Genomic DNA, 22,215 nt, shown 5'->3' with positions numbered 1-22,215 from the left:
TGAGTGAGCGTCACATCCGGTTGAGCAGCTCGGCCTTCTTCGCCTGGAACTCGGCGTCGGAGATCAAACCCCGGTCGCGCAGGGCGGCGAGCTCGGCGATCTGAGTGGGCACCGAGGGCGCGGCCGGTATGCCGCCGCTGCGCTCGCGGACATCGTTGGCCTCGACGGCGCGGTTGATCTCCCGCTGCACGTACTCGGGGCGCTTGATGTCGGTGAACCGCTGCTGCCCGCTCTCACCCGCGGACTCGATGAGCAGATCGCCCGAGCGCAGGATCCGCTCGAACACCGTCTGGCTCATGTCGATGTTGTTCACCCGGTTCAGCGGGACGTCCCGGCCGTGCTTGGCGACCAGACCCTTGCGGTAGATCAGCCGCTCGGAGGTGAGGACGAAGTGGGTGCTCAGCCACTGCAGCAGGCGCGCGGCGAACCACAGCAGCCAGACCACGAACAGCGCCGCGGCGAGCCACCCGACGACCGTGCCGGTGTCGCCGTCCAGCGTCAGGGCGAAGACCCCGAACGCGACCACGGGCACGCCGACCGCGATGTGCTTGGACAAGAACCACCAGTGCGGACGCAGGTCGAGGACGATCTCCTCGCCGTCCAGCAGAAGCCGCTGCGGGTATCCCATGGAGCAGAACCTACTGCGCGAACGCCCCGATCGGGCCTCAGTGCCGCACCGCCGTGACGAACCAGGCCGCGGAGTCCAGCAGCAGCCCGTCCGGGGTGAGGTGCTCGGCGATCGTGGCGCGCAGCGCGGCGAGGCCTTCCGTCCGGGCGGCGTCGTCCAGGTCCTTCAGGAGGAACCGGACGCACGGCTGCCCGGAGACGAACTCGTACGCCGAGTCCAGATCGGTGCCGAAGCACGCCGGCTGCCGCACGCCGGTGAGCTTCACCTTGTGCAGACCCGCCCCGGTGAGCAGGTGCCGGACCCGGTCGGGGTCGGCCAGCGAGGTCGGGCCCGGCGCGTCCGGCGGAGGCGCCGGGAGGTCTCGTCCCATCGCCAGGGACTCCCGGAGAACCTGCATCCAGGTGTTCTGCGCCGGGGCCTGCCAGACCGCGAACAGCACCCGGCCGCCCGGGCGCAGCGCCCGGGCGATGTTGGCGAAGGCCGCGGGCGGATCGGCGAAGAACATCACCCCGAACCGGCTCAGGACGACGTCGAACCCGCCCGGTTCGAAGTGGTAGACCTGCGCGTCGGCCTGGACGAACTCGATGTTCGCGACCTGTTCGGCCTGCGCGCGGTGCCGCGCGACGTCGAGCATCGCCGCCGAGAGGTCCACCCCCATCGCCCGCCCGGGCGAGGTGCGGCGCGCGGCGTCGATCGTCGCCCGGCCGCACCCGCAGCCGATGTCGAGCACCCGCTCGGCGGGCCGCAGGTCGGCGGCGTCGAAGAACGGCTCCATGTACGCCGCGAGCGTGGCGTCGAACGCGTCGGCGTTGGTGGCCCAGTAGTCGCCGTCGGTCCCGTCCCAGCTGCGCAGCGACTCGGCGTTCGCCGGGTCGACCCGCGGGGCGTTCACGCGTCCGCCCCGGTCGCGCCGGTGCGGCGGCCGGCCCACGTCCAGGCGTAGTCCGGGTCCTCGCAGGCCCGCGCGCCCTCGCCGAGCTCCAGCGGCCGGAAGGTGTCGACCATGACGGCGGTCTCGTCGAAACGCTCCGCCCCGAGGCTCGCCTCGGCCGCGCCCGGCTGCGGGCCGTGGGCGTGCCCGCCCGGGTGCAGCGAGATCGAGCCGAGACCGATCCCCGAGCCCTTGCGTGCCTCGTAGTTCCCGCCGACGTAGAACATGACCTCGTCCGAGTCGACGTTCGAGTGGTAGTACGGCACCGGCACCGCGAGCGGGTGGTAGTCCACCTTGCGCGGCACGAAGTTGCAGACGACGAAATTGGCGCCCTCGAACATCTGGTGGACCGGCGGCGGCTGGTGCACCCGGCCGGTGATCGGCTCGAAGTCGGCGAGGTTGAACGCGTACGGGTACAGGCACCCGTCCCAGCCGACGACGTCGAACGGGTGCGTGGCGTGGGTGACCACCGAGCCGACGACGCCCCCGGCCCCGCGGTGCTTCAGGTACACCTCGACGTCGGTCGCCTCGACCACCGGCGGCGCTCCCGGCGGGCGGAGATCCCGCTCGCAGTAGGGGGCGTGCTCGAGGAACTGCCCGCGGGCGGAGAGGTATCGCTTCGGCGGCGTGATGTGGGAGTTCGCCTCGATCGTGTAGAGGCGCAGGGGCGTCGTTCCGCTCGCGGAGTCGCCGGTCGGGACCCAGCGGTGCGTCGTCCCGCGCGGGATCACGACGTAGTCGCCGGGGCCCGCGTCGATCGCACCGAACAGGGTCTCGACGGTCGCCGTCCCGCCCTCGACGTACACGCACTCGTCGCCGATCGCGTTGCGGTACAGCGGTGAGGTGGCGCCGACAACGGCGTAGTTCAGGCGCACGTCGGCATTGCCGAGCACCAACCGACGGCCCGTCACGGCGTCGACGCTCCGCCAGTCCCCCTGGTCGCCGAGGGCGTGCAGCCGCAGGTGCCGCGGCCGCAGCGGGTGGTTCGGAGTCGTCGTCAGATCCGGGAGCTCCCAGGGCCGGCTGTCGACGATCGCCGACGGCACGTGCGCGTGGTAGAGCAGCGCGGAGTCCGAGGAGAACCCCTCGGCCCCCATCAGCTCCTCGGAGTACAGCCCGCCGTCGGGCCGGCGGAACTGCGTGTGGCGCTTGGGCGGGATCGTTCCCGCCACCCGGTAGTAGGGCATGAGCTCATCCTGCCCCGAGCGGCCGGGATCGCGGCGGCACAATTGCTCCCCGTGCCGCACCTGATTCTCGCCTCCGCGTCCCCCGCCCGCCTCACCACGCTCCGGCGGGCCGGACTGAACCCGGAAGTGATCGTCAGCGACGTCGACGAGACCGCGGTGTCCGGCCCGACCCCCGCGGCGACCGCGGAGCTGCTCGCCACGCGAAAGGCCGAGACGGTCGTGGGCCGGATCGAGCCGACGCCGGGCACCGTCGTCCTCGGCTGCGACTCCCTGCTCGAGCTCGACGGCCAGGCGCTCGGCAAGCCCGAGACCGCGGAAGCCGCGACCGAGCGGTGGCGCGCGATGCGCGGGCGCACCGGGGTGCTCCACACGGGGCACTGCCTGATGGAGCCGGCGTCGGGCCGCCGCGCGGTCGCGACCGCGTCGACCACGGTGCGGTTCGCCGACGTCACCGACGCCGAGATCGAGGCCTACGTCGCCACCGGCGAACCCCTCCGGGTCGCGGGGGCGTTCACGATCGACGGCCGCGGCGGCGCGTTCGTCGAGGGCATCGACGGCGACCACCACAACGTCGTCGGGGTCTCCCTCCCCCTGCTCCGCCGCCTCTGCGCCGCCCTCGGGATCGCCTGGACCGCCCTCTGGGAGCTCCCCGCCTGACGTCCGACCGATGAGTTCCGGTCGTCGGTGGGGTCTGTCAGGGTGAGAGAACCCCGGACGAGGACGGTGACGCATGGCCACCACGCTGGCAGCGATCGGCACGGCGAAAGGGCTGTTCCTGGCCCGCAGCGACGACGACCGGAGGAGCTGGTCCCTGACCGGCCCCCACTTCGGGATGAGCGAGGTGTACTCGGCCGCGATCGACACGCGCGGCGGGCGCACGCGCATCCTCGCCGGGGCGATGAGCTGGCACTGGGGCCCGATGGTCGTCCGCTCGGACGACCTCGGCGCGACCTGGGTCGACACCGAGCGCGGCGCGGTCCGGTTCCCGGAGGGCACGGACGCGGCGGTGGCGCGCGTCTGGCAGCTCGCCCCGGCGCCGGCGGACCAGCCCGGCGTCGTCTACGCCGGCGTGGAGCCCTCCGCGCTGTTCCGCTCGACCGACGGCGGCGAGACGTTCTCGCTGGTCGAGGGTCTGTGGAATCACCCGCACCGCAAGGAGTGGCAACCCGGCGGTGGCGGCCAGGCGTTGCACACCGTCCTGCCGCACCCGACGGACCCGGCCCGGGTCCTGGTCGCGATGTCGACCGGCGGGGTCTACCGGACCGGCGACGGTGGTGAGTCGTGGTCACCGGCGAACCGCGGAATCCTCGCCGACTTCCTGCCCGGCGAGGAGCCGGAGTACGGCCAGTGCGTGCACAAGGTGGCGCGCAACCCGCAGCGACCGGAGCAGCTTTTCGCCCAGAATCACGGCGGGGTCTACCGCAGCGACGACGGCGGCGACCGCTGGGTCTCGATCGTCGACGGGCTGCCCGCCGACTTCGGGTTCCCGATGGTCGCCGACCCGAACGCGCCCGGCTCGGTCTTCGTGTTCCCGATCGTCTCGGGCGAGGAGCGGTTCCCGCCCGAGCGGAAGTGCCGCGTCTACCGCACCGACGACGCCGGGGCGACCTGGTCGGCGCTGACGAACGGCCTCCCGTCGGACCCGCACTACGGCGCGGTACTGCGCGACGGGATGTGCGCCGACGACGCCGACCCGGTCGGCGTGTACTTCGGCAACCGCAACGGCGAGGTCTACGCCACCGCCGACCGCGGCGAGAGTTGGCAGCAGATCGCCGCGCACCTGCCGCCGGTGCTGTGCGTCAAGGCTGCCGTCCTGCCGGAGCCGGCGTGATCGAGGTCCCGGTCCGCCTGCCCGCGATCCTGCGTGAGTTCGCGGGCGGGCAGGCCGTCCTGCACGTGCCGCTCGACGGCGCCGTGACCGTCGGGGCACTCCTCGACCGGCTCGCGGCCGAGCGGCCCGCGTTGGAACGGCGGATCCGCGACGAACGCGGCGTCCTGCGCCAGCACGTGAACGTGTTCGTGCACGAGACGAACGTCCGCGACGCCGGTGGGCTCGCCACCGAGATCCCGCCCGGAGTCGAGGTGCTCGTGATCCCGGCGGTGTCCGGGGGCTAGGCGATGCAGTAGAGCTCGGCCCCGGCCGCCGCCGCGACGGTGGCGACGGCCGGGCAGAGGTCACAGGCCCCGCCGACGCACTGCGTCTGGTTCGGGGTGACGACGGGAGTGACGACGCCCGGCATCGTCACCATCGCCAAGCCGGCCATCGGAGCCAGGACCTTCAGCAGGGCCGCACGCATGCTCCCAGTGTGCGCTCTCAGCGGGCGCGCCGCATCCGCAACGCCGCCAGCCGTTGCGCACGCCAGGCCTCGTAGCCGGTCAGCGGGGCGGGGCCGGCCGGGCGGGCACAGAGCACCGCGACGAGCGCCGCGACCTCCTCGGCCGTCGGCTCGCCGCGCGTGATCCGTATCCCGGCCTGAAGGTCCGTCATACCGGCGGGACCCCGTGCCGACGCTCGGTGAAGTGCCGGGACTTGCCGACCGCCTGCCGGAAGCGCGCGATCAGCTCGGCGCGCAGTTCCTCCGGCGAGATGATCGCGTCGATGACGAGGTCGGCGGCCAGGCGGAGCAGGTCGACGTCCGCCTCGTACTCAGCGCGGCGAGCGGCGACGAACTCGGCCCGCTCGGTCTCGTCGGTGATCTCGGCGATCTTGTTGAAGTACACCGCGTTGACGGCGGCCTCGGGACCCATGACCGCGATCCGGCCGGTCGGGAGTGCGATGCAGGCGTCGGGCCCGAATCCCGGGCCGCACATCGCGTAGAGGCCGGCGCCGTACGCCTTCCGCACGATCACAGAGATCTGAGGGACCGTCGCCTCGGAGACGGCGGTGATCATCTTCGCGCCGTGGCGGATGATGCCCTGCCGCTCGACCTCGGAGCCGATCATGAAGCCGGGGACGTCGGCCAGGTACAGCAGCGGGATGTTGAAGGCGTCGCAGCACCAGATGAACCGGGCGGCCTTGTCGGCGGAGTCGGTGAACAGCACCCCGCCCTTGACCGCCGAGTTGTTCGCGAGAACGCCGACGACCTTGCCGTCGAGCCGGCCGAAGCCGACGACGAGCTCAGCCGCGAACATCGGCTTGACCTCGAAGAAGGAGTCGGCGTCGAGGAGGGCGTCCAGCAGGTCGTGGACGTCGAACGGCTGGCTCTCCTTGGCCGGGACGAGCTCGGCGGTCAGCGGCCGGGAGGACTCCTCCGGCGCGAACTCCGGCGGCTGCTCACGCCAGCAGGTCGGCAGGTAGGAGAAGTAGGCCTTCGCCTGGTCGATCGCATCTTCGTCGTCGACCGCGAGCTGGTCACCGCACCCGGAGACGGAGACGTGCATCCGCGCGCCGCCCATCTCCTCCAGGGAGACCTTCTCCCCGACGACCATCTCGGCCATGCGCGGCGACCCGAGGTACATCGAGGCGTTGCCGTCGACCATGATCACGAGGTCGCAGAACGCCGGGATGTAGGCACCACCCGCGGCCGACGGGCCGAACAGGCAACAGATCTGCGGGACGCGGCCGGACAGCGCGACCTGGTTGTGGAAGATCCGCCCGGCACCGCGACGACCGGGGAACATCTCGACCTGGTCGGTGATGCGGGCACCGGCGGAGTCGATCAGCCAGAAGACCGGCAGCTCCTCGCGCAGCGCGGTCTCGGTGAGCCGCACGATCTTCTCGACCGTGCGGGCCCCCCAGGAACCGGCCTTGACCGCCGGGTCGTTGGCGACGACCAGCGCGGGCCGGCCCTCGACCAGACCGCGGCCGGTGACGACGCCGTCGGCGGGCAGGCCGACCGCGAGGGCGTTGGCGAGCTGGCCGTCCTCGACGAACGTCCCGGAGTCGAAGAGCAGGTCGAGCCGCGCGCGGACGTGCAGCTTGTTCTGCGCCTCGAGCTTCTTCAGCGCGGAGGCGCCGGGGACGAGCGTCGCCTCACGCGCGGCGGCGACCGCCTTGGCCATGTCCTCGGTCATGCGGGTCCTTCGATCTCGCCGGCAGCGAACGGGTCGGGCGGGTGCGCCGGGTTACTCGACCGGGAGGCCGAGGCCGCGGCTGATCAGGATGCGCTGGACCTCGGAGGTGCCCTCGCCGATCTCCAGGATCTTCGCGTCCCGGTAGAAGCGCGCGATCGGGTACTCCTCCATGAAGCCGTAGCCCCCGAAGATCTGAGCGGCGGTGCGGGTGGCGCTGACCGCGGCCTCGCTGGAGTAGAGCTTCGCGATCGAGGCGGCCTGCTTGACCTCCTGAACCGGCCGGCCGGAGTCCTTGAGCCACGCGGCCTTGTAGGTGAGCAGCCGGGAGGCCTCGACGGCGACCTGCAGGTCCGCGAGCTGGAACGCGACGCCCTGCTTCTTGCCGATCGGCTGGCCGAACGCCTTGCGCTCCAGGGCGTAGGCCACCGAGTGGTCGAGACAAGCCTGCGCGAGACCGACGGCGAGCGCGGAGATCGCGATGCGGCCGTCGTCGAGGATGTTGAGGAACTGGGCGAAGCCACGGCCCCGCTCCCCGAGCAGGTTGGCCTCGGGAACGCGGACGTTGTCGTAGGTCAGCGGATGCGTGTCCGACAGGTGCCAGCCGAGCTTCCGGTACGCCGGCTCGGCCGTGAAGCCGGGCGTGTTCGTCGGCACCATGATCGCCGAGATCTCGGCGTTGCCGTCGGCCGTCGTGCCGGTGCGTGCGGTCACGGTGACGACGGAGGTCATCTCGTGGCCGGAGTTCGTGATGAAGGCCTTGGAGCCGTCGATGACCCACTCGCCGTCGGTGAGCACGGCCTTCGTCCGGGTGCCGCCGGCGTCGGAGCCGGCCTCCGGCTCGGTCAGGCCGAAGCCCGCGAGCGCGCGACCCGCGACGAGGTCGGGCAGCCACTGCGCCTTCTGCTCGGCGGTGCCGTACGTCGCGATCGGGTTGATGCCGAGCCCGACCGCGGCCTCGAGCGTGATCCCCAGCGACTGGTCGACGCGGCCGATCTCCTCGATCGCGACGCAGAGCGTCGTCAGATCGGCGCCGGCACCCCCGTACTCCTCCTCGGCCGTCAGCCCGAACAGACCGAGCTCGGCCATCCCCTGAACGGCCTCGGTGGGCAGGCCCTTGCCCTCGGCCTCCCAGCGCTCGATGTTCGGCGCGAGCGCCTTCTCGGCGAAGTCGCGGACGACCTTGCGGAACGACTCGTGGTCCTCGGAAAGGGCGAAGGACATGGGGCGGATCACCTCGGGTCACCGGAAAGGCGGACGGAGTTCGGGCTGGCGGAGCAGCTGACGCTTACGTTAACGTAAGCGGCGTGAGTGAGGCGGCGCAAGAGCTCTCCCCCGGGCGGGAGTGGACGATCACGGAACTCGCGGCCGAGTTCGACGTGACGTTGCGCACGATCCGCTTCTACGAGGACCTCGGCCTGATCTCCCCCGAGCGCCGCGGCACCTCGCGGGTCTTCCGCAGCCGCGACCGGGTGCGCCTGAAGCTGATCCTCCGCGGCCGCCGGCTCGGCATGTCGCTCGACGAGATCCGCACGATCATCGACATGTACGACGCCGAGCCCGGCGAGGTCGGCCAGCTCCATTACCTGCTCGAACAACTCGACGCCCGGCGCGTCGACCTCGAGGCACGCCGCCGCGACATCGAGGAGAGCCTGGAGGAACTCGACCGCGTCGAGGCCAAGGTCCGGGCGGACCTCGCCCGCCTCTCCGGCCGCACGGGTCACAGCGACGATTCCGGGGAAGGTCGACCTCGGACTCCGGCGCAGAAGCACTCGCAGGCCCGCTCACACGCTCAATCGCACGGTCGTTCGGACGGTCAGCGCCGACCGTCGCGCGGACGTCCCCGGGGCGCTCAATAGACTCCGTCCGGTCTGAGGAGGAACGACGGTGCAGAAGGTTCTGATCGCCAACCGCGGCGAGATCGCTGTGCGCGTGGCACGTGCGTGCAAGGACGCCGGGATCGGGAGCGTGGCGGTCTACGCCGAGCCCGACCGGGACGCGTTGCACGTCCGGGTGGCCGACGAGGCCTTCGCCCTCGGGGGGTCGACCCCGGGTGACAGCTACCTGGTGATCGACAAGATCCTCGACGCCGCACGCAAGTCCGGCGCCGACGCGGTCCACCCCGGCTACGGCTTCCTCGCCGAGAACGCCGACTTCGCCCAGGCGGTGATCGACGCCGGGCTGACCTGGATCGGTCCGCCGCCGTCCGCGATCGTCGGCCTCGGCGACAAGGTCAAGGCGCGCCACATCGCGCAGAAGGCGGGCGCCCCGCTGGTCGCCGGCACCCCGGACCCGGTCTCGGGCGCCGACGAGGTCGTCGCCTTCGCGAAGGAGCACGGCCTCCCGATCGCGATCAAGGCCGCCTTCGGTGGTGGCGGTCGCGGCCTCAAGGTCGCCCGCACCCTCGAAGAGGTCCCCGAGCTCTACGAGTCGGCGGTCCGCGAGGCGGTCGCCGCCTTCGGCCGCGGCGAGTGCTTCGTCGAGCGCTACCTGGACCGTCCGCGTCACGTCGAGACCCAGTGCCTCGCCGACTCGCACGGCAACGTCGTCGTCGTCTCGACCCGTGACTGCTCGCTGCAGCGTCGCCACCAGAAGCTGGTGGAGGAGGCGCCCGCGCCCTACCTGACGCAGGCTCAGGTCGATGAGCTCTACCGCTCCTCGAAGGCCATCCTCAAGGAGGCGGGCTACGTCGGAGCCGGCACCTGCGAGTTCCTCGTCGGCCAGGACGGCACGATCTCCTTCCTCGAGGTCAACACCCGCCTGCAGGTCGAGCACTGCGTGTCCGAGGAGGTCACCGGCATCGACCTCGTCCGCGAGATGTTCCGCATCGCGGACGGCGAGGCGCTCGGCTACGACGACCCCGAGATCCGCGGCCACTCGATCGAGTTCCGCATCAACGCCGAGGACGGCGGGCGCAACTTCCTCCCGGCCCCCGGCACCCTGACCGCGTGGAAGCCGCCGTCCGGCCCGGGCATCCGCCTGGACTCCGGCTACGAGGTCGGCGAGACCATCCCCGGGATGTTCGACTCGCTGGTCGCGAAGCTCATCGTCACCGGCGCGACCCGGCAGCAGGCGCTGGAGCGTTCGCGCCGGGCGCTGTCCGAGTTCGTCGTCGACGGCATGCCGACGGTGATCCCGTTCCACCTCTCGGTCGTCTCCGACCCGGCGTTCGCGCCGACCGACGGCAACGCGTTCACGGTCCACACCCGCTGGATCGAGACCGAGTACGACAACCAGCTGACCCCGTACGCGGGCGCCGGCGCCGAGGCCCCCGAGGCCGAGGAGCGCCAGAGCGTCACCGTCGAGGTCGGCGGCCGTCGCCTCGAGGTCGTGCTGCCCGCGGGTCTCGCCGCGGCCGGCCCGGCCGCCGGTGCAGGCCCGGCCAAGAAGGCCCGCAAGGCCGGGGGCAAGAAGGCCGGCGCCGCGGCGTCGGGCGACTCGCTCACCTCGCCGATGCAGGGCACGATCGTCAAGGTCGCCGTCGAGGAGGGCCAGACGGTCGCCGAGGGCGACCTCATCGTCGTCCTCGAGGCGATGAAGATGGAGCAGCCGCTCAACGCGCACAAGGCCGGCACGGTCACCGGGCTCTCCGCCGAGGTCGGCGCCACCGTGACCAGCGGATCGGTGCTCTGCGAGATCAAGGACTGAGGTCATCGCCCGGCCGCTCCCCCGGCCCAGCAGGTCGCTGCCGGCCGTGCTCGGGCTGCCGGTCGTCGCCGGCAGCCTGGCGGTCGGGCTGCTCGTCACCTCGTCCGCCGGCGCCGACACGGTCCTGGTCTCCGAGGGCTCGGAGAGTCATCTCCCGGCCTTCGTGGACCTGACGGGGGCGCGGTACGTCAGCGACGCCGACGGGTTCTCCGCGCGGCTGTCCGTGCGCGACCTCAAGCTGCGCACGGCCACCGTCGGGTTCACCCTGACCTTCCCGCGGTCGGAGCAGGTCTTCCGCGTCTCGACCACCCGCACCAAGGGCGGCAAGCAGGTCTACCTGGTGACCCGGGACCGCTCGGGCAAGAAGCCGGCGCGGACGTGCGCGGAGTTCGTCTCGACCTGGGACGACACCCGGGACCGCGTCGACATCCACGTCCCGTGGTCCTGTCTCGGAGACCAACGGGCGACGATGAAGGTCTCCGGCCGACTGCACTCCGGGACCCGCTCCGCGAGCGGGACCGGCGACTCGGTGAAGACCGTGCGGGTCGCGTACACCTGAACGCCCCCGGCTGTGAGTTTCGAGGAGCCCCGCTTGATCGAGAGCACGACCCACGACCGGGTCACCGTCGTGACCATTCACCGCCCCGACAAGCGGAACGCCCTCAACATCGAGGTGTGCGACCGGTTGACGGCCGCGGTGACCGACGCCGTCGCCGCCGGTGCCCGCGCGCTGGTGCTCACCGGCACGGGCTCGAGCTTCTGCTCCGGCGCCGACTTCGGCGAGGTCTACACCGGCGACTTCCGCGCCTCGCTCTACGGGATGCTGCAGGCCGTCACGAACGCGCCGGTGCCCGTCGTCGCGGCGGTCAACGGTCCGGCGATCGGCGGCGGCACGCAGCTCGCGATCGCGGCCGACCTCCGCGTCGTCGCCCCCGCTGCGGTGTTCGCGATCCCGACCGCGAAGCTCGCCCTCGCCGTCGACCCGTGGACGATCCGCCGCATCGCCGACCTCGCCGGCGGCGGCCCGGCCCGGCGCCTCCTCCTCGCGTGCGAGCAGCTCACGGCGACCGAGGCTCTGGACCACGGCCTCGCCGACCGGGAGGGCGACCTCGACGCCGCTGTCGCCTGGGCGCAGGAGCTCGCCGCCCTCGCCCCCCTGACGATCTCGTACAACAAGCAGGTCCTGAACGCCCTCGCCGCCCCGGTCCCCGAGCCCGACCTCGTCGCCGCCTTCGACCGGTGCTGGTCCAGCGAGGACCTCGTCGAGGCCCGCACCGCCCGCACCGAGAAGCGCGCCCCCGCCTTCCGCGGCGTCTGACGCGGCGAGCCGACATCTTCGAGCGCGCCGGTGGGTGAACCAGGCATCCCAATTGCAACTCGTGGGGCGGCTGGTGCGCTGCGGGTGCCTCATCCGTAACGTTCGGCATGCCTCGTTGACGCCCTCCCACCCCCACTCTCGGGGCGAACAAATGCGCATTCCCGGTCTCCCCGTGACCAGCGGCACCCCGATCTGGTCGGGGACGGGGTGGTTGCGCTGATAAGCTCAGCTCAGGTCGGCTGCATTTCGTCGCCGACGTCTTACGCGGGCGAGCCGCCCGCCGCCGCGAGCAGCGAAAGCTCGGCACGTGTGGTTCCCCGTTCTCCGGAGTGCCTCGAGCGTGCCTCGTGGCCGAAACGGGTCCGCTTGGACCCGAACGGAGAGTTCTCACCCTTGTCACAGCACGCCTCGAATTCCCGCGCGCCCCGGCGCGCCCCGCACGCCCGCACCGCCGGTCACAGCAAGAGCTCGTACGGCAACCCCCGCAGCGACTCCCGCAGCAGCGACCCGCGCGGCTCGAAGCCCCGCAGCAGCTCGCCGCGGACCCCGCGGCCGGCGCCTGCGCCGGTCAAGTCGGACCTCGATCTCAAGCTCGACGAGGCGCTCGCGGCGCCCGAGCCCCCCACCCGCACGTTCGCCGAGCTCGGGCTCCCGAAGCCGATGGTGCTCGCCCTGAGCCGCCGCGGTATCGACGCGCCGTTCGCGATCCAGTCCCGCGCCCTCCCGGACGCGCTCGCCGGTCGTGACGTCCTCGGCCGGGCCGCGACCGGCTCGGGCAAGACGCTGGCGTTCGGCCTGCCGATGTTGGCGCGCCTCGCCGCGACGGCGTCCCCGAACCGTTCCCGCAAGGGCCGCACGCCGCGGGGCCTCGTCCTCGTCCCGACGCGCGAGCTTGCGCGCCAGGTCGCGGACAACCTCGTCGCCTTCGGCCACACCGTCGACCTCAGCGTCGCGATGGTCTACGGCGGTGCCCCGATCAGCCGTCAGATCGCAACGCTGCGCGGCGGTGTCGACGTCGTCGTCGCGACGCCGGGCCGGCTGCTCGACCTCGTCGAGCGCCGCGCGGTCTCCCTCGGCGACATCGAGATCACCGTCCTCGACGAGGCCGACCACATGGCCGACATGGGCTTCCTGCCCGACGTCCGCCGCATCCTCGGCCTGACGCCGGAGGGCGGGCAGCGCCTGCTCTTCTCGGCGACGCTGGACAAGGCTGTCGGCCGACTCGTCCGCGAGTACCTGCCGGACCCGGCCGTGCACGCGGTCGCGTCGGCGAGCTCGCCGGTCGAGACGATGGACCACCTCGCGTTCCACCTGAACTCCGAGGACAAGGTCAAGATCGCCGCGGAGATCGCCGCCCGCCCGGCGCGGACGCTGTTCTTCGTCCGCACCAAGCACGGCGCGGACCGGCTCGCCCGTCAGCTCGAGGCCGAGGGCGTCGCCGCCGGCGCGATCCACGGCAACCTCAACCAGAACCAGCGGCAGCGCGCGCTCGACGCCTTCGCCAACGGTTCGCGTCGGGTCCTCGTCGCCACCGACGTTGCCGCGCGCGGCATCCACGTCGACGACGTCGACCTGGTCGTGCACTTCGACCCGCCGGTCGACGAGAAGGCCTACCTGCACCGCTCGGGTCGCACCGCGCGCGCCGGGACCACCGGCACCGTGCTCTCGCTCGTCGAGCGTGCGCAGCGTCGCGAGGTCGAGAACCTGCACCGCAAGGCCGGCATCACCGCGACGCGTCACGACGTGACGCCGGGTCACCCCGAGGTGGTCGCGGTCGGGACGTCGGGCACGCCGATCCCCGTCGTCACCCTGGTGCCGTCGGAGAAGCCGAAGAGCTCGCCGCGTGGTGGCGGTCGTCCGCCTCGCCGGGCGACGGGTGGTCGCCCGCGGCGCCCGATGCGCGCCGCGGGGTGAACTTCGCGGCAGCACCCGGCTGACGACGTTCGAGCAGAATGCGTGCGCCCGACTGATCCGGTTTCAGGTTCCCGGCCGCCAGTCGGGCGCACAGACGAACCCACCGCGCTGGACGAACGCACCGTTGTCCAGCCGGACGGGCGCGATACATCGGTTCGTCTGCGTCCGGTCGTCGCTGGGGGCGAAGGTGATGCCGGGCAGGAGCCCGCCGAGTTTCTCGTTCTTCAGTGAATACAGCAGGTCAAGCAGATCCTGGCTCGTGACCGACGTCTTGGCCAGGAAGGCCGAGGCGTACCTCTCCAGCAGGGCACCAGAGACGAACGCTCCGGCGCCGACGTCACCGAGAGGCTTGCCCGGCTGGTAGCGCGCCATCGCGTCCCGGTAGTCCCTGAGCAGGGGCGACGTGGAGTAGGCCGGGGTCCGACTGGCCAGGATCAGCCCGTTGAGCACGGGACCCTGGTCGAGGGTGGCCTGGATGCCGAGGTTGTAACTGCCGGCCAGAACCGGGGCGTAGTTCTGCTGAGCAGCATTCCGGGCGACGCGGCCCACGCTCGCGCTGTCCAGCAGCAGCACCATGATCTCGGCTCCCGCGTTGCGGGCCTGCAAGAGCTGTGCCGTGTAGTCCGGCTGGACCAGCGAGACCTGCGCCTTGTAGACGATCTCCAGCCCCTTGTAAGGCAACAGCTTGCCGAAGCTGACCACCTGCTGCGCGCACGTGGCGGCCTCCTGGCAGTACAGGACAGCCAACTTCCGTTTGTCGGTCTGGGCGATGATCGTGTTCAGGAACCCCCACGCGTTGCCGACGTCCGCGCCGTTCAAAGGGTTGAACACCATGATGTTGTGGTCGCTGGCGAGCGCCGCCCCAATCGACCCGATCACCGGGACCTTCTTCGCTTTCAGGTACGGCAGCGCGCCGTCGATCTCGCCGAACGTGTACTCGTTGAAGATCGCGACTGCGCGCTCCTGCTCCACGCATCGCTGCGCGATCGCCTGCGCGTTGGCCGCGGCGCCACCGGTGTCAGCGATGATCATGCGGACGCGGTGCCCAGCCAGGCCGCCCCTGGCATTGGTGTAGGACGCCCAGGCCGCATTGGCCGCCGGCGCCGGCCCGGAGACCGCACCGAGGACGCCGGTGGAGTTCCCGAACGAGCACATCACGATCTCGTCGCGCGGGCCGACCGATGTCCGATCGACGATTGCCGTCCCGGCACCGGGGGCGACCGGCCGGCCGGCACCGTTACGGTCGGGTGTCGCGCGCGGCCCCGCCGGTCGACCGTCCGGAGGGGCGCCGACCGGGTTGAGGGCGGGGCCCGGGCGCGCCGGGCCGGTCCCGACCGTGTCGACCCCGGCAAGGCTGGTGGGCACCTCATTCGGAACGGCCACCGAGGTGGGGTTGGTGAGCGCGCCCTGGGCGGCTGCCAATTCCTCCTCCGTCAGATGGCTTCCGCAGCCGGCCGCGAGGGCCAGGCTCACCACGCCCGGTGCGAGCTTGCGCAGCGGCCACCACCCACGACCGCCTGCACGCCGAGCCATCAGCGCCCAACCGTTCGGGCTCGCACGAACGCCCCGATCTCGTCGAGCGCCTCCTGACCTTCCGACAGGACCTGGTGAAAGAGCGGCCACACGTGGGCCTGCCCCTCCCCCACGATCAAGTCAGCGGCCCCGCCGCTGGCGCGGGCGTGCTGGACGATCCGGACCGCGTCGTCGTACAACACCTCGTCGGAGCCGACGAGAACCAGGAGCGGCGGCAAGCCGGACAGGTCGGCCAGCGCCGGCGACAGGTAGCGCGAGTCCCGTCGTTCGGCGCCCGCGTAGAGCCCACAGAGGGCGGCGAGCATCTGTTCCGACGCGAGGGGGTCGAGATCCGCCTTCGTCCGCACCGACTCACCCGACAGCGTCAGATCGGCCATCGGCGACACCACGACGGCCCCGGCCGGCAACGGCGATGCCGTGTCCTTCAACGCGAGCAGGACGCTCAGGGCGAGCCCGCCGCCGGCCGAGTCCCCCGCGACCACCAGTCGCTCCGGTGGCCAGCCCTGGTCGAGCAGCCATCGGTAGGCCGCCCGAGCGTCGTCGAGCGCCGCCGGAAAGGGATGTTCCGGCGCAAGGCGGTAGTCGACCAGCAGCACGGCACCGTCCGCCGCCGCGGACAGGGCGGCGGCGAAGAACCGGTAACCCAGCGCCGAGCCGAAAACGAATCCGCCGGAGTGCAACCACAGCACGATGCGGTCGCCGCCGACGTGAGGCGCACTGACGAGGATTGCCGGCACCCCGCCCGCGTCGGCCTGCTCGATCGTGGTGCCCTCGGGAATCGGGAAGGAGCCGAGGAGTTGGTCGTAGCCGGCCCGGTACTCCGGAATTCCCGCCGGCGGTGCGAGCGCCTCCACCAGGATCCGCCACCGCTCCCGGACCTTCGCCCGCTCCGCGGCGCTCATGCCGGACCCGCCACTGCTCGCAGTTGGGTGGGCCCGTAGATCGTGCCCATCTGCAACGACCGGGTTCCGATCACCGAGTGATGAGGCATGCGGTCGCAGAAGGCGTCGAGCACGGCCCGCAGCTCCAGACGGGCCAGGTGGATCCCAGCACAGTGATGCGCTCCAACTCCGAATGCGAGGTGCCGGTTCGGTGCGCGCACCGGGTCGAGGAGGTCGGCGGCCGGGAACTGGTCCGGGTCGGCGTTGGCAGCCCCGAGATTGACCACGATCCGATCACCGGGCGCCAATATCCGATCGTGGAGCTCGATCTCGGTAGAGACCGTGCGCGCCAAATGCTGCAGCGGACTGAACAGCCGCAGGCTCTCCTCGATCGCGCCCGCACGGAGGTCCGGGCGCGCGACCAGGTCGGCGCGCAACTGGTCGTCGGTACCCACCAGCAACAGGAGATTGGCGATGGCCATGGCCGTGGTGTCCTGGCCGGCCAGGATGAATCCGATGCAGAGCGCGATCTGCTCGTCAGGCGTGAAGCCGTTGGTCGGGGCGGCGATCGTGGTCATCAGATCGACGTCCGCAGCGATCGCCTTCGCCTGCAGCCGCTCCCCGAGGAATCCGGCAAACCGCGGCAGGACCTCGGCCAGAGCTGCCGGATCACCGGCGCTCATGGCGGCGACGGTGTCCGCGAAGACTGCGCGCAACGGGATCTCGTCCTCGGGCGGAAGGCCGAGGACCCGGGCGGAGACGATCAGCGGCAAAGGCACAGCGACGCCGGCGACCAGATCCGGCTCGGCCTGGTCGGCCATCCTATCGAACAGGGCGGCGGTGGTCGCACGGATCGCCGCTTCATGGCGGGCCACGGCTCGCTTGTCGAGATGGCGTAGGAAGGCGGCGCGATAGCGCGTGTGCGCGGGGGCCTCAGATTCCTGGGGCAGTGCACGCGCTGCGCCGTCCAGGCCGGGAAGAACGACACCGTCCCGAGAACTGAACGTGTGCTGGTCGCGCAGCACCCGGGCGACGTCCTCGTACCGCGTCACGACCCAGAACCCCCCGAAACGCGATCCGCGCGCCAACGGGCACGTCGCTCGCAGACGAGCCCCTATCTCACTCATGCGGGAGAGGAACTCCGGCGCGGTGTGGTCGTAGTCCGCCACGCCGTCCGGCACGATCGGGGATTCCAGCGTCATGCCGGTGGACGGTAGTTTATTTGTAAGCGTACTAGCAACTGATTGAGGTACGGTGAGTCGACGTTCGCACGCCGAGCGACGGGCCGAATCCGCCCAGCGCCTGCTCGCGGCCTGTGTGGAATTGATCGCCGAGCAAGGTTTTGAACGCACCACCGCCGTGGAGATCGGTGAACGGGCGGGTTACAGCCGGTCGATGGTGAGCGTCCGGTACGGCTCGAAGGAAGGCCTGCTGCAGTCCCTGTTCGACTCCGAGATCAAGCAACGGCTGCTTCCCGACCACCAGTTGACGGGCCTGGCCTGGGTCCTCGGGCATCTCGACCACGCCGTCACACTCCTGGAGCTGGACCGCGACCTGGCCAAGGCGTTCTGCGTGCTCATCTTCGAAGGAGTGGGCGGCATCCCGTCGGTTCGGGAGTGGTACGCGGGCTGGATGGTGGACTACGAGGCTGCTCTGGTGCAGCACCTCACCGAGGGCCAGCGCGACGGCGAGATCGATCCCGGTCTGGACCCGGTGCAGGAGGCTGAGCAGATCGTCAGTTACGGACTGGGAATCTGCTTCCGCTGGACCATCGACTCCGAGAACTACGACTTCGCCGGGGCCATCCGCCGCTGGCGGCAGCGATTGGCGGCCCGTTACCGACCGGATCCCTCCGGACCCGCCGTCACGCCGGCGGCAGGTGCAACAGCCGCCCGGCCTCGGCGATCGAGCCGGTCATCGACGGGTAGACCGTGAACGCGTGGGCGAGCTGGTCCGCGGAGAGCTGGGCGTCGACGGCGAGTGCGACCGGGAAGATCAGTTCGCTGGCGCGCGGTGCGACGACGACCCCGCCGATGATGATTCCCGTCCCCGGCAGGCAGAACAGCTTCACGAAGCCGTCGCGCACACCCTGCATCTTGGCCCGGGCGTTCGTCCCCAGCGGCAGCATGACGGTGCGCGCGGGCACGTCCCCGCGGTCGACGTCGTCCTGCGAGACGCCGACGGTCGCGATCTCCGGCTCGGTGAACACGTTCGCCGCAACCGCATTGAGGTTCAGCGGGCGGACGGCGTCGCCCAGCGCGTGCTGCATCGCGATGCGGCCCTGGTGCGCCGCGACCGAGGCGAGCATGAGCACACCGGTGCAATCCCCCGCGGCGTAGATGCCGCGCACCGAGGTGCGCGAGACGCGGTCGACCTCGACGAAGCCGCCGGAGTTGAGGCGGACGCCGGCCTCCTCCAGCCCGATGTACTCGGTGTTGGGCACGGACCCGACCGCCATCAGCACGTGCGAGCCGGTGATCACCTCGCCGTCGGACAGCTCGACGTGCACGACGTCGCCCTCGCGCGTCACGCGCTTGGCCCGCGATTGGCTGCGGATGTTCATGCCGCGCCGGCGGAAGGCGTTCTCGAGGACGCTCGCGGCGTCCGCGTCCTCACCGGGCAGCACGCGGTCGCGTGAGGACACGAGCGTGACGTTCGTGCCGAAGTTGTAGGCGCTCGCGAACTCGGCACCGGTGACGCCGGACCCGACGACGATCAGGTGCTCGGGGAGCTCGGAGAGGCCGTAGACCTGGGTCCAGGTGAGGATCCGCTCGCCGTCGGGCATCGCGTCGGGCAGGACGCGTGGCCGCGCGCCGGTGGCGACGAGGATCCCGTCGGCCGGCAGCTCCTCCTCGGTGCCGTCGTGGCACTCGGCGAGCACGGCGTCGGGCGAGAGCAGGCGGCCCCGGCCGGCCAGCACGCGCACCCCGGCCGTGACCAGGCGGTTGTGGATGTCCACCGACTGCGCCTGGGCCAGCGCCTTCACGCGGTTGTTCACCCGCGAGAGGTCGACGCCGAACGCCGACGGGCCCAACTCCTCACCCGACGCGCGGAGCTTGACGCCCAGCCGGCGGGACTCCGCGGCGTTCCAGGCGGCCTCGGCCGTCGCGATCAGGGTCTTGGACGGCACGCAGTCGGTGAGCACGGCCGACCCGCCGATCCCGTCGGAATCCACAACGGTGATCTCGGCTCCCAGCTGCGCGGCCACCAGGGCCGCCTCGTACCCGCCGGGACCGCCGCCGAGCACCACGATGCGTGTCATAGGGCTTCATTCTCCCCCGCGGCGCTCCCCGACCCGAACCCGCGCCTCGCCGACCCGTTGTGACTTGCGCCCCGACCTGCCGGAAAGCGGCGTCGCGCCGCCCTAAGCTGACCACCCATGGCCCTGTACGCCGCCTACGGCAAGAACCTCGACCCGGCGTTGATGGCGCTCATCGCGCCGCACTCGCCGCAGCGGGGTACCGGTTGGCTGGTCAACTGGCGCCTGACGTTCGGCGGCGAGGAGCTGCCTGGCGACGGCGCACGCACGACGGTCGTCGAGGACCCCGGGCACCAGGTCTTCGTCGCCCTGTACGACGTCACCCCCGCGGACGAGCAGGAGCTCGACGGCTGGGAGGGCACCGCGATCGGGTTCTACCGGAAGATCCGCGTCCGGGTCGCGACCATGGACGGCGACGAGCTGGCCTGGATCTACGTCGTGGACGGCTACGAGGGCGGCCTGCCCTCCGCCCGGCTGATCGGCCACATCGCGGACGCGGCCGAGCGCGCCGGCGCCCCCGACGACTACGTGAAGTGGCTCCGCGAGCGGCCCTGCCGCTCCGACCCGTGAGCACAGCTCCCGACGCCGACCCCTACGCGCTCGCCGCGGCGGCCGCGGAGCAGCTGCGCGGGCGCACCGGCCCGGTCGACCTCGCCGTCGTTCTCGGCTCGGGCTGGAACGGGGTCGTGGCCGCCCTCGGCGGAGCCGACGACGGCATCCCTGTGGCCGACCTCCCCGGCTTCGCCCCGCCCACGGCGGCCGGGCATCTCGGCCGCGTCCACGTCCTCGACGCCGGGCCTCATCGGGTTCTCGTCCTCGCCGGCCGCACTCATTACTACGAGCACCGCGACCCGGTCGCGGTGGTGCACAGTGTCCGGACGGCGGCCGCGGCCGGCGCCCGAGCGGTCGTGCTCACCAACGCCGCCGGCGGCCTGCGCCCGGAGTGGCCGCCCGGGACCCCGGTGCTGATCGCCGACCACCTCAACCTCACCGGCGCCTCGCCGCTGCGCGGGGCACGGTTCGTCGACCTCACCGACGCGTACTCCCCCACGCTGCGCGCACACGCCCGCGCGATCCGGCCCGCCCTGCCGGAGGGCGTCTACGCGCAGTTCGCCGGGCCGCAGTACGAGACCCCGGCCGAGGTTCGGATGGCGGGGATCCTCGGCGCCGACCTCGTCGGCATGTCGACGGCGCTGGAGACGATCGCCGCCCGCGAGGCCGGGCTCGACGTGCTCGGCCTGTCGCTGGTGACAAACGCGGCGGCGGGGACGGGGCCGGCCCTCGACCACGCCGACGTCCTCGACGCGGGTCGCGCAGCGGCGGACGAGCTCGCCGCGCTGCTGGCCGAGACCCTGACGCACTGGCCGGCGTAGGGAAGTCCCGATGTCCGACGTCCGGTTCGGCACCGCTGGTCTGCGCGCGCCGATGGGCGACGGCCCGGGACAGTTCAACACCGCGCTCGTCGCTCGGGCGAGCTACGGCCTCGCCACTTACCTGACGGAGAATCAGATTCTGGGCCCGGTCGTCGTCGGCTTCGACGCCCGGCACGGGTCGGCGCGCTTCGCCGCTGAGGCCGCCGCGGTCCTCCGCGCCGCCGGCCGGCCGACCCTGCTGATGCCCCGCGAGCTCCCGACCCCGGTGCTCGCGTTCGCCGTCCGGCAGCTCGCGGCCGCGGCCGGGGTGATGATCACGGCCTCGCACAACCCCGCGTCCGACAACGGTTACAAGGTCTACCTCGCCGATGGTTCCCAGATCGCCCCGCCGGCCGACGCCGCGATGGAGGCCGCGATCGCCGCGGCCCCGGCCGACGTCCCGCGCTCCGACGCGCCGGGCGAGCTCGTGCGCGAGGACCTCGTCGAGGCCTACCTCGCCCGGACCGTGTCGCTGGTGCCGGCCGACGCGCCGCGGACCTCGCCCCGCGTCGCGTACACGCCGCTGCACGGGGTCGCGGGCGCGACGTTCCGCCAGGCCTGGGAGCGGGCCGGCTTCGCCCCCTACGCCGAGGTCGCCGAGCAGGCCGCGCCGGACCCGGACTTCCCGACCGTCGCCTTCCCCAATCCGGAGGAGCCCGGGGCGCTCGACCTGGCCGCGGCGACGGCCGCGCGGGTGGACGCGGACCTCGTCCTCGCGCACGACCCCGACGGCGACCGCTGCGCGGTGATGATCCGCGACGGCGACGGCTACCGGGCACTCACTGGCGACGAGGTCGGTGCGCTGCTCGCGGAGCACCTGCTGAGCTCCGGGCGGATCCCGCCCGACGGCGTCCTCGCGACGACGATCGTCTCCTCACCCCTGCTGGACCGCATCGCCGCCGCGCACGGCCGGCGTTGCGTTCGCACGCTGACCGGGTTCAAGTGGCTGGCCCGCGTGCCGGGCGTCGCGTACGCCTACGAGGAGGCGCTCGGCTACTGCGTCGACCCCGGCGGGGTCCGGGACAAGGACGGCATCAGCGCCGCCCTGCTGATCGCGGAGATGGCAGCCGCGGTCCCGCTGGGCGAGCGTCTCGACGCGCTGGCGCAGCGTTACGGCGTGCATGTGTCCGCACCCCGGTCGATCCGCACCGACGACCCCGAGCAGGCCGGCACGGCCCTGCGGCGACTGCGGGACGCGCCGCCGCGGCACCTGGCGGGGGTCCCCGTCGACGACGTCCAGAACCTCAGCGCGCCCGGCACCGGACTGCCTCCGACCACCGGGGTCCGGGTGACCGCGGGGGCGATCACCGCGGTGGTCCGACCGAGTGGAACCGAGCCGAAACTCAAGATCTACCTGTACGTTTCCGGTGAATCGCCCCCCGTCCACCCGGACCGAGAACGCGCAGGTCTTGCGGAACAACTCGAGCTCGCGGGCCGTGAGTTGTGCAACGTTCTCGTCGGGATGAGGGAGTCAGAACGCGGGTAGGTTCCCT

23 protein-coding genes are annotated in these 22,215 nt (G+C 72.0%); 12 read left to right on the top strand and 11 right to left on the bottom strand.

Features of this window, described 5'->3' with window-relative positions; genetic code table 11:
* Positions 1-10: 10 nt before the first annotated feature.
* Genes SPOPO_RS35220 through SPOPO_RS0114985 form a run of 3 tightly spaced genes read right to left on the bottom strand, consistent with a single transcriptional unit; the run spans position 11 to position 2,746 of the window.
* A complete protein-coding gene (locus SPOPO_RS35220; RefSeq protein ID WP_019875677.1) occupies positions 11-628 on the bottom strand; it encodes a PH domain-containing protein in 618 nt (205 codons plus the stop codon).
* A 37-nt stretch (positions 629-665) separates the two neighbouring features.
* Entirely contained in the window at positions 666-1,520 is an 855-nt protein-coding gene (locus SPOPO_RS0114990; protein ID WP_028984798.1) for a class I SAM-dependent methyltransferase, read from the bottom strand.
* Positions 1,517-2,746 carry a homogentisate 1,2-dioxygenase gene (locus SPOPO_RS0114985; RefSeq protein ID WP_019875675.1) on the bottom strand — a complete coding sequence of 410 codons (1,230 nt, stop codon included), beginning with the start codon at positions 2,744-2,746 and terminating at the stop codon, positions 1,517-1,519. Before SPOPO_RS0114985 ends, SPOPO_RS0114990 begins: the two co-directional genes overlap by 4 nt.
* A gap of 51 nt (positions 2,747-2,797) precedes the next feature.
* Here SPOPO_RS0114985 and SPOPO_RS0114980 point away from each other — a divergent pair, with 51 nt between their 5' ends.
* The 3 genes from SPOPO_RS0114980 to SPOPO_RS0114970 all read left to right on the top strand — a co-directional run bounded on the left by SPOPO_RS0114980 (position 2,798) and on the right by SPOPO_RS0114970 (position 4,861).
* A complete protein-coding gene (locus tag SPOPO_RS0114980) occupies positions 2,798-3,403 on the top strand; it encodes a Maf family protein (RefSeq protein WP_019875674.1) in 606 nt (201 codons plus the stop codon).
* A gap of 73 nt (positions 3,404-3,476) precedes the next feature.
* On the top strand, positions 3,477-4,577 hold the full coding sequence (locus tag SPOPO_RS0114975) for a WD40/YVTN/BNR-like repeat-containing protein (RefSeq protein WP_019875673.1): 1,101 nt from the start codon (positions 3,477-3,479) through the stop codon (positions 4,575-4,577).
* Positions 4,574-4,861, top strand: coding sequence for a ubiquitin-like small modifier protein 1 (locus SPOPO_RS0114970; protein WP_019875672.1), 288 nt, complete (start codon positions 4,574-4,576; stop codon positions 4,859-4,861). Before SPOPO_RS0114975 ends, SPOPO_RS0114970 begins: the two co-directional genes overlap by 4 nt.
* Here the strand turns inward: SPOPO_RS0114970 and SPOPO_RS0114965 are convergent.
* From SPOPO_RS0114965 to SPOPO_RS0114950, 4 genes are read right to left on the bottom strand one after another with little or no spacing between them, the layout of a single operon-like run.
* Positions 4,858-5,043, bottom strand: coding sequence for a hypothetical protein (locus tag SPOPO_RS0114965; RefSeq protein ID WP_019875671.1), 186 nt, complete (start codon positions 5,041-5,043; stop codon positions 4,858-4,860). The two genes, SPOPO_RS0114970 and SPOPO_RS0114965, sit on opposite strands and share 4 nt — an antisense overlap.
* 17 nt (positions 5,044-5,060) lie before the next feature.
* Positions 5,061-5,234: an acyl-CoA carboxylase subunit epsilon gene (locus tag SPOPO_RS33805; protein WP_019875670.1), complete on the bottom strand. Its 174-nt coding sequence runs from the start codon at positions 5,232-5,234 to the stop codon at positions 5,061-5,063.
* Complete coding sequence (locus SPOPO_RS0114955) at positions 5,231-6,760, bottom strand: acyl-CoA carboxylase subunit beta (protein WP_019875669.1); 1,530 nt, start codon at positions 6,758-6,760, stop codon at positions 5,231-5,233. Before SPOPO_RS0114955 ends, SPOPO_RS33805 begins: the two co-directional genes overlap by 4 nt.
* A gap of 51 nt (positions 6,761-6,811) precedes the next feature.
* Positions 6,812-7,981, bottom strand: coding sequence for an acyl-CoA dehydrogenase family protein (locus tag SPOPO_RS0114950; RefSeq protein ID WP_019875668.1), 1,170 nt, complete (start codon positions 7,979-7,981; stop codon positions 6,812-6,814).
* An 83-nt stretch (positions 7,982-8,064) separates the two neighbouring features.
* On the opposite strand from SPOPO_RS0114950, the gene SPOPO_RS29735 reads away from it, so the two are divergent.
* From SPOPO_RS29735 to SPOPO_RS0114925, 5 genes are all read left to right on the top strand, one after another.
* Complete coding sequence (locus SPOPO_RS29735) at positions 8,065-8,616, top strand: MerR family transcriptional regulator (protein WP_019875667.1); 552 nt, start codon at positions 8,065-8,067, stop codon at positions 8,614-8,616.
* Between the two features lie 28 nt (positions 8,617-8,644).
* Positions 8,645-10,405: an acetyl/propionyl/methylcrotonyl-CoA carboxylase subunit alpha gene (locus SPOPO_RS0114940; protein ID WP_019875666.1), complete on the top strand. Its 1,761-nt coding sequence runs from the start codon at positions 8,645-8,647 to the stop codon at positions 10,403-10,405.
* A gap of 46 nt (positions 10,406-10,451) precedes the next feature.
* Positions 10,452-10,964, top strand: coding sequence for a hypothetical protein (locus SPOPO_RS0114935; RefSeq protein ID WP_019875665.1), 513 nt, complete (start codon positions 10,452-10,454; stop codon positions 10,962-10,964).
* Between the two features lie 33 nt (positions 10,965-10,997).
* Positions 10,998-11,723: an enoyl-CoA hydratase gene (locus SPOPO_RS0114930; protein WP_019875664.1), complete on the top strand. Its 726-nt coding sequence runs from the start codon at positions 10,998-11,000 to the stop codon at positions 11,721-11,723.
* A gap of 393 nt (positions 11,724-12,116) precedes the next feature.
* Positions 12,117-13,637 carry a DEAD/DEAH box helicase gene (locus SPOPO_RS0114925; protein ID WP_019875663.1) on the top strand — a complete coding sequence of 507 codons (1,521 nt, stop codon included), beginning with the start codon at positions 12,117-12,119 and terminating at the stop codon, positions 13,635-13,637.
* A 63-nt stretch (positions 13,638-13,700) separates the two neighbouring features.
* On the opposite strand, the gene SPOPO_RS0114920 is transcribed toward SPOPO_RS0114925, so the two are convergent.
* Genes SPOPO_RS0114920 through SPOPO_RS0114910 form a run of 3 tightly spaced genes read right to left on the bottom strand, consistent with a single transcriptional unit; the run spans position 13,701 to position 17,253 of the window.
* Positions 13,701-15,170 carry an ABC transporter substrate-binding protein gene (locus tag SPOPO_RS0114920; protein ID WP_084671131.1) on the bottom strand — a complete coding sequence of 490 codons (1,470 nt, stop codon included), beginning with the start codon at positions 15,168-15,170 and terminating at the stop codon, positions 13,701-13,703.
* Positions 15,170-16,072 (bottom strand): alpha/beta hydrolase, encoded by a 903-nt coding sequence (locus SPOPO_RS0114915; RefSeq protein WP_019875661.1) that lies wholly within the window; start codon positions 16,070-16,072, stop codon positions 15,170-15,172. The genes SPOPO_RS0114920 and SPOPO_RS0114915 overlap by 1 nt, the downstream gene beginning before the upstream one ends.
* The gene (locus SPOPO_RS0114910; protein WP_019875660.1) at positions 16,069-17,253 is read right to left on the bottom strand and encodes a cytochrome P450; all 1,185 of its coding nucleotides are present in this window, start codon (positions 17,251-17,253) and stop codon (positions 16,069-16,071) included. The genes SPOPO_RS0114915 and SPOPO_RS0114910 overlap by 4 nt, the downstream gene beginning before the upstream one ends.
* A gap of 52 nt (positions 17,254-17,305) precedes the next feature.
* Between SPOPO_RS0114910 and SPOPO_RS32885 the strand changes: the two genes are divergently transcribed.
* Positions 17,306-17,986, top strand: coding sequence for a TetR/AcrR family transcriptional regulator (locus SPOPO_RS32885; protein WP_084671128.1), 681 nt, complete (start codon positions 17,306-17,308; stop codon positions 17,984-17,986).
* On the opposite strand, the gene SPOPO_RS0114900 is transcribed toward SPOPO_RS32885, so the two are convergent.
* The gene (locus SPOPO_RS0114900; RefSeq protein ID WP_019875658.1) at positions 17,916-19,313 is read right to left on the bottom strand and encodes an NAD(P)H-quinone dehydrogenase; all 1,398 of its coding nucleotides are present in this window, start codon (positions 19,311-19,313) and stop codon (positions 17,916-17,918) included. The genes SPOPO_RS32885 and SPOPO_RS0114900 overlap by 71 nt on opposite strands.
* A gap of 117 nt (positions 19,314-19,430) precedes the next feature.
* Between SPOPO_RS0114900 and SPOPO_RS35215 the strand changes: the two genes are divergently transcribed.
* Genes SPOPO_RS35215 through SPOPO_RS0114885 form a run of 3 tightly spaced genes read left to right on the top strand, consistent with a single transcriptional unit; the run spans position 19,431 to position 22,208 of the window.
* A complete protein-coding gene (locus SPOPO_RS35215; RefSeq protein WP_019875657.1) occupies positions 19,431-19,880 on the top strand; it encodes a gamma-glutamylcyclotransferase family protein in 450 nt (149 codons plus the stop codon).
* Positions 19,877-20,683 (top strand): purine-nucleoside phosphorylase, encoded by an 807-nt coding sequence (locus tag SPOPO_RS0114890; protein WP_028984797.1) that lies wholly within the window; start codon positions 19,877-19,879, stop codon positions 20,681-20,683. The genes SPOPO_RS35215 and SPOPO_RS0114890 overlap by 4 nt, the downstream gene beginning before the upstream one ends.
* 10 nt (positions 20,684-20,693) lie before the next feature.
* Positions 20,694-22,208, top strand: a complete 1,515-nt coding sequence (locus tag SPOPO_RS0114885; protein ID WP_019875655.1) for a phospho-sugar mutase — start codon at positions 20,694-20,696, stop codon at positions 22,206-22,208.
* Positions 22,209-22,215 lie beyond the last annotated feature (7 nt).

The sequence above is a fragment of the Sporichthya polymorpha DSM 43042 genome, from assembly GCF_000384115.1.
In the GTDB taxonomy this organism is placed as follows: domain Bacteria; phylum Actinomycetota; class Actinomycetes; order Sporichthyales; family Sporichthyaceae; genus Sporichthya; species Sporichthya polymorpha.
The sequence above is the reverse complement of the archived record's forward strand: the minus strand, read 5'-3'. Positions and strand labels throughout refer to the sequence as shown.